Annotated in this window: 13 protein-coding genes and 1 pseudogene; 2 read left to right on the top strand and 12 right to left on the bottom strand. The window is 40.9% G+C overall.

Going from position 1 to position 12,738, the window contains the following annotated elements:
- Positions 1-22: 22 nt before the first annotated feature.
- The 12 genes and pseudogenes from ftsW to SPPN_RS05075 all read right to left on the bottom strand — a co-directional run bounded on the left by ftsW (position 23) and on the right by SPPN_RS05075 (position 10,885).
- Positions 23-1,246: a cell division peptidoglycan polymerase FtsW gene (gene ftsW / locus SPPN_RS05130; protein ID WP_000703355.1), complete on the bottom strand. Its 1,224-nt coding sequence runs from the start codon at positions 1,244-1,246 to the stop codon at positions 23-25.
- A gap of 143 nt (positions 1,247-1,389) precedes the next feature.
- Positions 1,390-1,704 (bottom strand): annotated as a pseudogene (locus SPPN_RS12015) (helix-turn-helix domain-containing protein); the annotation flags it as partial.
- Positions 1,705-1,970: 266 nt separating this feature from the next.
- The gene (gene rlmD, locus SPPN_RS05120) at positions 1,971-3,329 is read right to left on the bottom strand and encodes a 23S rRNA (uracil(1939)-C(5))-methyltransferase RlmD (protein WP_000914558.1); all 1,359 of its coding nucleotides are present in this window, start codon (positions 3,327-3,329) and stop codon (positions 1,971-1,973) included.
- A gap of 73 nt (positions 3,330-3,402) precedes the next feature.
- Positions 3,403-4,377 (bottom strand): DUF1002 domain-containing protein, encoded by a 975-nt coding sequence (locus SPPN_RS05115; protein ID WP_001227771.1) that lies wholly within the window; start codon positions 4,375-4,377, stop codon positions 3,403-3,405.
- Between the two features lie 73 nt (positions 4,378-4,450).
- Positions 4,451-5,065: a cell wall hydrolase Pmp23 gene (gene pmp23 / locus SPPN_RS05110; RefSeq protein ID WP_000476367.1), complete on the bottom strand. Its 615-nt coding sequence runs from the start codon at positions 5,063-5,065 to the stop codon at positions 4,451-4,453.
- Positions 5,065-6,039: a nucleoid-associated protein gene (locus SPPN_RS05105; RefSeq protein ID WP_014017251.1), complete on the bottom strand. Its 975-nt coding sequence runs from the start codon at positions 6,037-6,039 to the stop codon at positions 5,065-5,067. The genes pmp23 and SPPN_RS05105 overlap by 1 nt, the downstream gene beginning before the upstream one ends.
- 7 nt (positions 6,040-6,046) lie before the next feature.
- Positions 6,047-7,303: a serine hydroxymethyltransferase gene (gene glyA / locus SPPN_RS05100; RefSeq protein WP_000575536.1), complete on the bottom strand. Its 1,257-nt coding sequence runs from the start codon at positions 7,301-7,303 to the stop codon at positions 6,047-6,049.
- Positions 7,304-7,363: 60 nt separating this feature from the next.
- A complete protein-coding gene (locus SPPN_RS05095; RefSeq protein WP_000942968.1) occupies positions 7,364-7,795 on the bottom strand; it encodes a GNAT family N-acetyltransferase in 432 nt (143 codons plus the stop codon).
- A gap of 1 nt (position 7,796) precedes the next feature.
- Positions 7,797-8,399 (bottom strand): L-threonylcarbamoyladenylate synthase, encoded by a 603-nt coding sequence (locus SPPN_RS05090; protein WP_000969306.1) that lies wholly within the window; start codon positions 8,397-8,399, stop codon positions 7,797-7,799.
- A complete protein-coding gene (prmC, locus tag SPPN_RS05085; RefSeq protein WP_000761859.1) occupies positions 8,383-9,219 on the bottom strand; it encodes a peptide chain release factor N(5)-glutamine methyltransferase in 837 nt (278 codons plus the stop codon). Before prmC ends, SPPN_RS05090 begins: the two co-directional genes overlap by 17 nt.
- On the bottom strand, positions 9,219-10,298 hold the full coding sequence (prfA, locus tag SPPN_RS05080) for a peptide chain release factor 1 (RefSeq protein WP_001028818.1): 1,080 nt from the start codon (positions 10,296-10,298) through the stop codon (positions 9,219-9,221). The genes prmC and prfA overlap by 1 nt, the downstream gene beginning before the upstream one ends.
- Positions 10,295-10,885 carry a thymidine kinase gene (locus tag SPPN_RS05075; protein ID WP_000068157.1) on the bottom strand — a complete coding sequence of 197 codons (591 nt, stop codon included), beginning with the start codon at positions 10,883-10,885 and terminating at the stop codon, positions 10,295-10,297. Before SPPN_RS05075 ends, prfA begins: the two co-directional genes overlap by 4 nt.
- Positions 10,886-11,007: 122 nt before the next feature.
- Between SPPN_RS05075 and SPPN_RS05070 the strand changes: the two genes are divergently transcribed.
- Positions 11,008-11,190: a 4-oxalocrotonate tautomerase gene (locus SPPN_RS05070; RefSeq protein WP_001117401.1), complete on the top strand. Its 183-nt coding sequence runs from the start codon at positions 11,008-11,010 to the stop codon at positions 11,188-11,190.
- Positions 11,191-11,327: 137 nt separating this feature from the next.
- Positions 11,328-12,701 carry a tRNA uridine-5-carboxymethylaminomethyl(34) synthesis GTPase MnmE gene (gene mnmE / locus SPPN_RS05065; protein ID WP_000632730.1) on the top strand — a complete coding sequence of 458 codons (1,374 nt, stop codon included), beginning with the start codon at positions 11,328-11,330 and terminating at the stop codon, positions 12,699-12,701.
- Positions 12,702-12,738: the final 37 nt, after the last annotated feature.

Here is a 12,738-nt window from a genome sequence, read left to right as displayed (position 1 = left end):
ACTATCCTTTCTTTATTCTACTTCACAGAAGGTTCATTGGTTGATTTTCCAATTCTCGGTACAACTTAGCGCGTTTTTCACTGGCATCAATATTTAAGACAAAGGCCACTGCCACTGATAAGACTAGAAGACTATTCCCCCCCTGGGATAAGAAGGGGAAGGTTACTCCTGTAGATGGAATCAAGCCCGAAATCCCTCCGATATTGACAAATACCTGAACCAACATCATCCCTCCGACACCGAGTGCAACCATGGCATTGAAAGGATTCTCCGCTCGGATACCGACCAAGATAATCCGCAAAATCATGAAAAACAAGAGAGCTAAAATAAGACTGGCACCAACAAAGCCAAATTCTTCAATCACGATAGAAAAGACAAAGTCTGTATGAGCTTCTGGTAAATAACCTCGTTTTTCAATCGAATTCCCAAGACCTAGACCAAACCAACCGCCATTGACCATGGCAAAATAAGAATTAGCTAACTGGTGACCCGCATCCGCACGATCGGCAAAAGGATTAAAAAAGGCACTAAAGCGCTTGGCTACATAGCCAAATACTGGAATTTTTGAAAAGGTCTCAACACCGATTAGGCTGATAGTGGTCAAGAAAAAGACAGAAGCGGCAGATACGAGGGCCAGAATGGTTGAAAACCAGCGATAAGCGATTCCACTAACTGTATACATAATCAAGGAAACCAAGACTAAAATAGTCGCATTTCCTAAATCAGGGAAAATTCCCAAACTTCCAATCAGAACTAGGAGAACGAATCGCCAATCATTAAAAGCACGGGGAAGCCATTGATTTTGAGTCAAAACTTGAAAATCATAAATAGCTATTTCTTCTTGCTGTTTGGAGAATCGGTGAGCCAAATACCAAATAATAATGATTTTTAAGTACTCAGCTGGCTGAATAGTTACTCCTGCAACCGAAATCCAACCGTATGCCCCGTTTACGGAAATACCAATAAAACGAGCTAAGAACAATAAAAGCATTTCTATCAATATAACTAAAATGATTAGTCGCTCATTTCTCAAAAAATCTAGTCTCAATTTATAAATTAAGGCAATCAGTATCAAACTAACAATCCAAAAGATTCCTTGGTTTCGAACCAATTGCAAGGCGCTCTTGCCTTCTTCAATTAAAATAGCGCTGGTGGTCGAATAGACCACAATCAAGCCCAAAATAGATAAAAGCAAGTAAGGAATCAAGATGGAATAATTTAATAAGTGCCTCTTACTAATCTTCATAGTATCACCACTCTACTAGGATACAGACAAATCTGTTCCAAATTCCGTTTTATTTTCTAGTTTTGATTGCTATTATACCATTTTTTCAGAAAGAAAAAAACTCTTACCTTACAATCCTTCGAATTTTACTGTTTTTACAGAATTAAGGCAGAATTTGAAATCGTAAAACCATTTTGAATAAGAGTTGCTTCAATCCATTGACTCCGACTAATTATGTTGCTTTCGTGAATGCCAAAATCAGCCGCAATTTGTTCATAAGTGCACTATTCTCGCATGTATTGAATAGTTACCATGAGGAGATCGTCTAGGCTTAATTTGGGTTTTCGTCCACCTTTTGCGCGTTTACGTTGATAAGCTGTTTTTAACACAGCTAACATCTCTTCAAAAGTCGTGCGCTGAACACCTACAAGGCTCTTGAAACGGCTATCGCTTAATTGCTGACTTGCTTCAGAATTCATAGTTTTATTGTATTATATTTTGTTTCGCAGAAAGTCTATTATTCCTTTCGTTCAAAGGTTTCTACGCTTTTAGCAACAAAGCTACACACTGAGCGTTTCGGACTTACCTTATCGTTTCGTCGGTTTTCCTCTTCATTCTACGAGTCCTATCCCATAGATGGAGCATCTACTTCTACTTCGCTGATACCTCAGCTTGTACAAGCAGTGATACTGCCTCAACATGGTAAGTCTGCGGAACTCAAAAGGTTTGGGGAACCTTTTAAGGATTAACTACGTTTCTCCAACAAGCTTACACATTCGACATGGTGCGTCTGAGGAAAAAGATCTACCGGCTGGACTTTCTTCAATTCATATCCCAATTCTTGGTAGAGTTTGATATCACGCGCCATAGTAGCAACATTACAGGAGATATAGGCAATGCGGTCTGCTCCTGTTTGGCTACTTGCCTTGATAAAGCTTTCTGTGAGTCCTTTTCTTGGTGGGTCCACTAGGATAAGGCTTGGTTGAATACCTTCCTTGAGCCAATTTTTCATAGCATTTTCAGCTGTGTCACAGACATAGTTGGCATTTGAAATATTGTTCAGTTGAGCATTCTTCTTACTATTCTCAACCGCTTCTGGAATTACTTCAACACCATAGACTTCCTTGACGTGTTTCGCAACAGAAATACCAATCGTCCCGATACCAGAATAGGCATCAATGACCACATCATCTTCTTTTAATTCAGCAAAGTCAATAGCTGTTTGATAAAGTTTTTCAGCCATTTCAGTATTGACTTGATAAAAGGCAGGGCCAGCGATTTGGTAGTCATTTCCCAACATCTGGTCAGTGATAAAATCTTGTCCATAAAGCGTACGCCATTCCTTACCAAAAATAGCATTAGTGTTCTGGTCATTGATATTTTGCATAACAGACACAATCTCTGGAAACTGCTTGATGACTTGTTCAATCAATTGGTCAACACGAAAAACTTTGGGACGAGTTGTCACCAAAATGACCATGATTTGCCCTGAATAGTGCCCACGACGCACCACAAGATTTCGAATCAAGCCAGATTGTTCCTTTTCATCATAAGGTTTCAAATCATAACGACGTAGCAAGTCACGTAGACCTACTACTACCTCATCAATCACAGAATCTTGTATAAAGAAATCTTCCAAAGGCATGAGGTCGTGGGAATTCTTACGGAAAAATCCTGTTTCCAAAACACCATTCACTCGACGAACAGGGACCTGTGCTTTGTTACGGTACTTGACTGGATTTTCCATACCTAAAGTTTCAGCAACCTCTATATCATCAATTCCAGCAATCTTATATAGACTGTCTTTGACTTGCTTGGTTTTAAACTTGAGCTGTTCTGGATAGGCAAGATGACCTAAATCCGCGATTCCTGAACGCAGGTAAGCCAAATCTAGATCTTGATTACGGTGTGGTGACTGGACAAGGTATTCTTCTACTTTTCCAAAACCAATCTTTTTATTAACCTTGAGGACACGCATGAGGATTTTTTCACTCGGTAAAGCATTCTCTACAAAAAAGACCAAACCATCTACCTTGGCAACTCCTGCGCCTTCATGGGTCAAGTCAACAATTTCAACTTCTACAATGTCATTTTTCTTTAACATTCTCTTCTCTTTCTATTAGCCGACAAAAAAGACGGCAACGTTACGGTTACCATCTATTATACCATGAAATTTCTTAAGAACCAAAACTCTTGAAGAAGTTGGCAATGGCTTGCCAGAGGGAGCTTAAAAAGTTCCCGCCGTCCTCTAGCGCCTTATCAGCATCAAAGTTAAGGTTGATATTTTTAAAACTGTCACCAGCTTGTGATACGATACTTTGTTTAAGGTCATTTAGGGTTTTAGTGAAGTCTGCATTGCTGAGGATATCACTTTTTGAGAGATTTAAAGCAAAATTGATGATGATATTGATCTGGTTTCCTGTTATGACCTGATCAAGTTTGTAATTTTTCAAGGTATCTTCAACAATCTTGCGGACATCTTCTTCTGTCAGATTTCCCTTACTTTCTTTAGCTTTGGCTAGTCCTGACTTGATATCAGCTAGTGCAACGTTTAATTTATTAGCATCATATCCAGTTTTGTCCTTATTTTCAGCATTGATATCAGACAAAGCCTTCAACTCTTCTTGAGCCAAATCTTTGTTGGCTTGTGGCACCTTAGCTCCATTAGCTTCTAGCGAATAGTAAATCCCGGCTAAGGCACTCTCACCTGTAACTGGAATAGGTGCTGCTACAGTGATTTTGGCGTGTTCCACACCCAAGGTTACTGCTGCATTTCGATACATATCCTGAGTCACTTTAGTGATGTTTTCTGGTGTTTCAATCTTGACCTCAAGGGGCGACTTGTCACCTAGTTTTTGAATCTTGGCTGATGAATACAACTGTAAACTAGAGTCATTGGCCACATTCATGATTTTAGAATAGACATCAGGCGTCATAGTCTTGAGTTCTTTAGTATCTGTTGAGGCATTGTAGCCTAGTTTTTTTAAAGTTTGATTTTTTTGGTCTTCAGATAATGAAGAACCTAGGACATATTCAGGTTGAACATAGGTTTCATCGATGACTTTTTGAACATCAGTTGCTGCATGGACACTATTCATAGCTGTTACTGCCCACAAGACCGCAGCACTAGTCAGAAAGAGTTTCTTTCTCATAGGGAATTCCCTCCTTTACCTTTCTAGAGTAATATATCTATCTTAAAGAAAGCTTATAACAAAAACACCTGGTCTAGCCAGATGTTGAAAAGAGAGTGAAACATTTGATGATGTAAAGGTTGAGTTGCACCTGTCTAGAATAATAATAGTTTCCTCCATTTACATAGAGTTCGGCACCGTGAAAAATGGAAATGGGGTGAATATAACTATAAGTCTTTCCAGTGGTATTGCCAAGCAAGGGAGCAACAGTATCACGAGAGTACTGTTTGGCCAGAGCCAAGGTATTTTCCTTGCCATTTTGTGCGATAAAATCGATATAGGCAGGTCCAAAATTATAGGCTTGAACAGCTGTCCAGACATCTACCCCCTTCTTCTGGGCCAGATAGAGATTGTCTGTCAGAGTTTGCACACCTTGTCGAATGCTAGAAGCATTATCATTGATGGTGTTGGTGGAACCACTTGCAGACTCACTAGACTGCATAACATCGCCTTCTTTTCCTTTTGTTTCGGTATAAATCATAGCGAGCACAAGCTCTTCGTTTGCTGGGGTATCTTTTTCACTCAAGATTTCTCGCACCATGGGTTGATAGGTCATAACTTGCTTAACATCTTGGTGAATGCGGTAAGCTTTATATCCAGCAAAAAGGAAGACTGCTAGTACAAGCACTCTTCGAATTCGTTTAAACATTATTTACTTTGAATATCCTCGATATTTTTGATTAAGATAGAGTAGGTTCCATTATCATTTTGGATAAACTCAACAGACTCGGCGTCTTGATAGACGTTATTGGGAACGATGAGCTCAATTCCATTTGACAAGGAAAGTTTTTGGTTTTCAAATTTTTTAAGCTGACGACTGGCATCAATTTCATCAAACTGAACTGGTTCTGGTACTGCTTCTTTGACTTGGTCAATAAAGCTTAGACGAGCTGTCATGTTGTTATCAAAAAGGTCGTTAGCCAATTTCTCAGGCGATAATTCATTGCTTTCTTCCAGATTGTTAAAAATAGCTGATTTGACCTTGGATTGAAATTGAAAATCATCTGTGTTAAAAGATTCGGCAATTCTCTGGGCTGTCTTTTCCAGTTCCTTGATGGATTTCTTGGGTGAAATCTTAGGGGCGACGGCAAGAAGATTTTCTGAAAAATAGTTCAAGAAAGCCCCGTTGTACTTGATTCGTTTTTCAATCAGATGATACTTGCGACTCTGAAGATTGACCACCAAGGCTTCGTCAGCACCCGTTCCAAATCCAGGCAGGTTATTCTGAGTCAGCTTGATTGGATTATCAACTTCTCCACCGAGGTGGGTCAAGGTCTCACGCAGGGCAATTCGCAAGAAAGCGAAATGTTCTACACCTTCTTTAGAAAATTGCACAAAAATCAAGTCATTAGTTTTTAGATTTTCAGAAATACTGAACTCCTCTTTCCAGAGATTAGCCAGTGTTACTGATGTCTCCAACAAATCGTCTGTAATGTGATTGAAGAAGGGATTTTCTTCTTCGAAAATCCCAGTCTTGGCTTCATCTGAATACACACGTTCAATTTTTTTACGTAGGTATTCTTCGATTTTTGGAGTGATATTGAGAAATTTATCCGCTAGAAACAGCTCGGTATCATCTGGGCTAAACTGGTGAATAATGGCTTTCTTAATATAAATGTCCATAAAAGTTTTAGTCCTCGTATAATGGGAAGGCATCTGTCAATTCTTTGACTGCACTTCTCACTTCTTCTAATACAGCCTCATTTTCTGAATTCTTAAGGGTTTTAATGATGAGTTCAGCCACTTTGCGACTTTCTTCTTCACCAAATCCACGTGCAGTAATAGCTGCTGCTCCGATACGAATCCCACTTGTCTTGAATGGCGACAAGGTTTCGTAAGGGATTGAATTTTTATTTAGGGTAATATTGACTTCATCCAGCAAGTTTTGAGCAACTTTTCCGTTTTCTACAACCTTAGTCACATCAACAAGGAAGAGGTGGTTTTCAGTTCCGCCAGAAATAATACGGAAATCAGGGGCTTGCAAGAAGACATCTGCCATAGCCTTGCTGTTCTTGATAACATTGGCAGCATATTCCTTGAAAGCTGGATCCAAAACTTCTTTGAAGGAAACTGCCTTAGCAGCCACAACATGCTCCAAAGGACCACCCTGAATACCAGGGAAAATAGCTGAATTGATTTTCTTAGCTAAATCCTCATCATTGGTCAAAATCAAACCACCACGAGGACCACGAAGGGTTTTGTGGGTCGTTGTTGTAGTGATATGAGCGTATGGCACTGGGCTTGGGTGAAGACCAGCTGCAACCAAGCCAGCGATGTGGGCCATATCAACCATAAGCTTAGCCCCAACAGCATCTGCAATTTCACGGAATTTTGAAAAGTCGATAATTTGAGAATAGGCTGAAGCACCTGCTACAATCAGTTTTGGTTTTACTTCTTGGGCTTGTTTCAAGATAGCATCAAAATCCAAGAGTTCCGTTTCAGGATCTACACTATAAGAAACAAAGTTGTAGGTTTGACCAGAAAAACTAACAGGAGCTCCGTGGGTCAAGTGTCCACCTGCTGCCAAATCCATCCCCATAACGGTATCACCTGGCTCAATCAAGGCCATGTAAGCCGCACAATTGGCTTGGCTTCCTGAGTGAGGTTGGACATTGGCGAATTTAGCACCGAAAATTTCTTTTGCGCGTTCAATGGCTAGAGATTCTACCACATCTACTACATCCGTTCCACCATAATAACGGTGTCCTGGGTAACCCTCGGCATATTTGTTTGTCAAGATAGACCCTTGAGCTGCCATAACAGCCTTGGAAACTACGTTTTCCGAAGCAATCAACTCGATATTATTCTGTTGGCGTTCTTCTTCTTTGGCAATAGCATTCCAGAGATCAGCATCGTATACTTTAAAATCATCTTTGTCAAAAATCATAGGTCTTCTCCTTTATTGTGTGACTAGTCCATTAGTTTGATTTTACAATAAGAAAATAAACTAAAAGATGCGAATAAACCGTTTCTGCACTTTATCACAAGTATAACCAACTTTTTCATAAAATGCATGAGCTCCCAGACGATGATCGGCAGAATTTAAGCGGATAAACCCATAACCACGTCTTTTTGCTTCTTCTTCCAACCCTTGTAGTAAACTTTTACCAATACCTTGACCTTGCGCTTGAGGTGAAACTGCTAAGGCTAAGATATTAAATCCTGCTTTAGAATAAAGTGATTCATAGACCTCAGCGTGGACATATCCAAGTAAGACATGACTAGCTGCATCCTCATAGCCAAGAAGGAAATGATGTGAATCCTGAGATAATCTAGCTAGTTGACTAGCTGTGTCCTCTGGACTAAAAGAATAGCCTAAGGCTTCTTGGTTAATTTCACAAATGGATTTCACATCAGTTTCTCTTAAATCTCTTAGCATTTCATGCCTCCTCAAAAGAAATCTCTGGCAACCTAGCAAGTATATCTTCTCGCTTAATGGCCCCTTGGCGTAAGATTTTCACCTTATCTCCAGACAAATCCAAAATCGTTGAATCCTGTCCAGTTAGAAAAGCATCGTCTTCTAGACCCAGAACCTCTTGGTCAAAATCCTTCAGAATTTGTTCAAAGGTTACTCCACTTGCCTGACCTGAAATATTGGCAGACGGCCCAATCAAGGGACCTGTCTCTCGAATCAAATCAAGGGTAATCGGATGACTGGGCATCCGAAATCCAACAGTCGCGAGGCCAGAATTGACCCAATAGGGAACTCGGTCATTGGCTTCAAGGATAATGGTCAAGGGACCTGGTAAAAAGGTCTCTACAAGTTTTTGTAGATAAGTTGGCTGATTCATAGAAAAGTGCAAGATGTCCTCTAGAGAGGCGATATTGAGGTTAAGCGCCTTGTCTCTTGGACGACGTTTAAGTTGGTATACATGATTAACCGCTTTTTCGTCTAGAGCCTTGGCAAAAAGACCGTAAACCGTCTCTGTAGGCAGAACGACAGCTCCACCATTTTCCAACTCTTGTCTAATCCTGTCCATCATCAACCACGACCATCCTATCTTGACCAAATTGGTCCTTGAGTGTTCGAACTCGCTGTTCAGGAAGATGTTTCCTAAAAAGTTCAGGAACACTTTGACCTTGCTTGTATCCAATTTCAAGGTAAATCTTACCACCATCTTTTAGATAGTCTTTTGCATCTTCCGCAATTCTACGGTAAATAGCTAGGCCATCCTCGTCTGCAAAGAGAGCTAGATGAGGCTCTGAATGCAAAACATTCAAGCCGACCTCTGACTCATCTTCACGAGAGATATAGGGTGGATTGGAAACAATTATATCATATTTTTCAGAAATTTCTGTAAAACAGTCAGATTTTTTTAAAAATATTTGAAGATTTTGATTTTTAGCATTTTCGCTAGCTACATCTAAAGCATCTTGGGAAATATCTGCTGCTGTCACTGACCAATCTTGTTTGTTTTTTGCTAAGGCGAGAGCAATAGCTCCACTACCTGTTCCAATATCCAGAACTGAAAGATTCGTCTCAGGATTTTCAGCTAGGATAAGCTCCACCAATTCCTCTGTCTCTGGACGAGGAATCAAAACCCGCTCATCAACTGTTAACTGCATTCCATAAAAATCTGCCTGTCCAATGATATACTGTGCCGGTTTATGAGCTGCTAACTGTTGGTAAATTCTTTTTACAAATACTTCTTCCTCTTCCGTCACTTCCTGCTGGAGGGCAAAAACAAAGTCTGTAAAAGATAGATTTTTCAGGCTACGATAGACAAAAGAGAGGCTTTCTGCTTCCTCTCCTTTTCTTATCAACTCTTCTTCAAAATCTGAAAATAATTGAGCTAATTTCATTATTTGTTTAATTCTTCTAATTTTTGCGTTTGGTCATAGAGCACCAAGGCATCCACAACCTCATCCAATTTACCAGACAAAATGGTATCTAGTTTTTGGAGAGTCAAGCCGATACGGTGGTCTGTGACACGGTTTTGTGGGAAGTTATAAGTACGAATCCGTTCTGAACGGTCACCAGTACCGATTGTCGACTTACGCTCAGCATCTTGTTCATCCTGAGCAATCTGAGCAAAGTGGTCAGCAACACGCGCTCGAATGATTTTCATGGCCTTCTCACGGTTCTTCTGCTGGGTACGTTCTTCCTGCATCTCAACCTTTATATTGGTTGGCAAGTGAACGATACGAACGGCAGTCGCAACCTTATTGACGTTCTGTCCACCAGCACCAGAGGCATGGTAGATGTCAACACGAAGGTCTTTTGGATCAATGTCGTATTCAACTTCTTCAACTTCTGGCATGACAAGTACTGTTGCTGTCGAGGTATGAACACGGCCTTGGCTTTCTGTCACAGGAACACGTTGCACACGATGAGCACCAGATTCGTACTTGAGTTTAGAGTAAACAGATTGACCCGAAACCATGGCAACCACTTCTTTGAAACCACCGACACCATTCATAGAAGCCTCCATGACTTCAAAGCGCCAACCTTGGGCTTCCGCATACTTTTGGTACATGATTAGGAGGTCTCCAGCGAAAAGTGCTGCTTCGTCTCCACCAGCAGCGCCACGGATTTCAAGGATAATATTCTTGTCATCGTTTGGATCTTTAGGAAGGAGCAAGATTTTCAGTTTTTCTTCGTATTCTTCTTTTTCAGCCTTGGCATCTTTGAGCTCTTGCTTGGCCATTTCTTCCAAGTCCGCATCTCCGCTTGATTCCTTAATCATCTCTTCAGCGTCAACGATGTTTTGAAGGACTTGTTTATACTCACGGTAGGCTGTTACGGTGTCACGAGTGGAAGCTTCTTCTTTTGAAAGTTCCATGAAACGCTTGGTGTCCGAAACCACATCTGGGTCACTGAGCAACTCTCCTAATTCTTCATAACGGTCTTCTACAGCTTGTAGTTGATCATAGATGTTCATTTTTCTTCATTCTCCTTATTGATTTCAGGCGCAAAATAATGTTTACGGCAAACCGAGATATAGGTTTCATTGCCACCAATCTGAATCTGCTCACCATCGTAAACGGGCAGTCCATCTTGCGTACGCAACACCATGGTTGCCTTTTTCTTGCAATACTGGCAAATAGTCTTGATTTCGTCGATCTTGTCTGCTAAAAGCAAGAGATACTTGGAACCTTCGAACAATTCATTGCGAAAGTCATTTTTCAAACCAAATGCCATAACGGGTATGTCTAACTCGTCTACAACACGAGCTAGGTCATAAACATGATGACGTTTGAGAAACTGGGCTTCATCGACCAAAACACAGTATGGTTTCTCAGGTAAATCTCGGATAAATCCAAAAATATCTGTTGACTCCTCAATTGCAATGGCAGAGCGTTTCATGCCAATACGACTCGACACATAGCCAACACCGTCACGAGTATCCAGAGCCGAGGTCATAATCACAACACTTTTTCCCTGCTCCTCGTAGTTATAGGCCACCTTGAGAATCTCAATCGTCTTACCAGAGTTCATGGTCCCATAACGATAATACAACTGTGCCATGTTTCTTGCTTCACGTCCATTTCTAAATTTTTGCTACATTCTAGTATATCATAATTTTCTTAAGCTTTAAACGGCAAAATGTGGTAAAATAGAAGAAATCAAAACTAGTGGAGGAAGCCATTATGCCATTTGTACGCATTGATTTATTTGAAGGACGCACGCTCGAGCAAAAGAAAGCTCTTGCTAAGGAAGTAACGGAAGCTGTTGTTCGCAACACTGGAGCTCCTCAATCTGCTGTCCATGTCATCATCAACGACATGCCAGAAGGAACTTATTTCCCACAAGGGGAAATGCGCACCAAATAAGCTAGCTTAAGCAGAATTGCTTAGGCTTTTTCAATCTCCAAGTAGCATTCATTGAAGAAATAGTTCAAATTTGTTACAATTTGAAAAGAGACTTGGAAAAATTTCCAAGAAAAGAGCCATTTATTAAAGGAAACATTATGATTACACGTGAATTTGATACCATCGCTGCTATCTCTACTCCACTAGGTGAAGGGGCTATTGGTATTGTCCGCCTGAGCGGAACAGACAGTTTTGCTATTGCGCAAAAGATTTTTAAAGGGAAAGACTTGAGACAGGTTGCTAGCCACACTCTCAACTACGGTCACATTATTGATCCTCTGACTGGTAAAGTCATGGACGAGGTCATGGTTGGGGCTATGAAGTCTCCAAAGACCTTCACTCGTGAGGATATTATCGAGATTAACACCCACGGTGGAATTGCGGTGACCAATGAAATTCTCCAACTAGCGATTCGTGAAGGAGCTCGATTGGCTGAACCTGGTGAATTTACTAAACGTGCCTTCCTAAACGGTCGTGTGGACTTGACACAGGCTGAGGCAGTAATGGACATCATCCGTGCCAAGACAGACAAGGCTATGAACATTGCTGTCAAACAATTAGACGGCTCCCTTTCTGACCTGATTAACAATACCCGTCAAGAAATCCTCAATACACTTGCCCAAGTCGAGGTTAATATTGATTATCCTGAGTATGACGATGTTGAGGAAGCCACTACTGCTGTGGTCCGAGAAAAGACAATGGAGTTTGAACAATTACTAACCAATCTCCTTAGAACAGCCCGTCGCGGTAAAATCCTTCGTGAAGGAATTTCCACTGCCATCATCGGACGCCCCAACGTTGGGAAATCAAGCCTTCTCAACAACCTCTTACGTGAAGATAAGGCAATCGTAACCGATATTGCTGGTACGACACGTGATGTCATTGAAGAATACGTCAACATCAACGGTGTTCCCCTAAAATTGATTGACACAGCTGGTATTCGTGAAACGGATGATATCGTTGAACAAATCGGTGTCGAGCGTTCGAAAAAAGCCCTCAAGGAAGCTGACCTAGTACTACTAGTGTTAAATGCTAGTGAACCACTAACCGCCCAAGACCGCCAACTCCTAGAAATCAGCCAAGAAACCAACCGAATTATTCTCCTTAACAAAACTGACCTGCCAGAAGTTATTGAAACCTCTGAACTTCCAGAAGATGTCATTCGCATTTCAGTCCTTAAAAATCAAAATATCGATAAGATTGAAGAGAGAATCAACAACCTCTTCTTTGAAAATGCTGGTTTGGTTGAGCAAGACGCAACCTACCTGTCAAATGCTCGTCACATTTCCCTGATTGAAAAAGCAGTTGAAAGCCTACAAGCTGTTAACCAAGGTCTTGAACTAGGGATGCCAGTTGACTTGCTTCAAGTTGACTTGACTCGTACTTGGGAAATCCTCGGAGAAATCACTGGAGATGCTGCTCCAGATGAACTCATCACCCAACTCTTTAGCCAATTCTGTTTAGGAAAATAAGAAAAATCCATGCTCGTTATTGCGGTCATGGATTTTA

The organism is Streptococcus pseudopneumoniae IS7493 (assembly GCF_000221985.1).
GTDB lineage: Bacteria > Bacillota > Bacilli > Lactobacillales > Streptococcaceae > Streptococcus > Streptococcus pseudopneumoniae.
The sequence above is the reverse complement of the archived record's forward strand: the minus strand, read 5'-3'. Positions and strand labels throughout refer to the sequence as shown.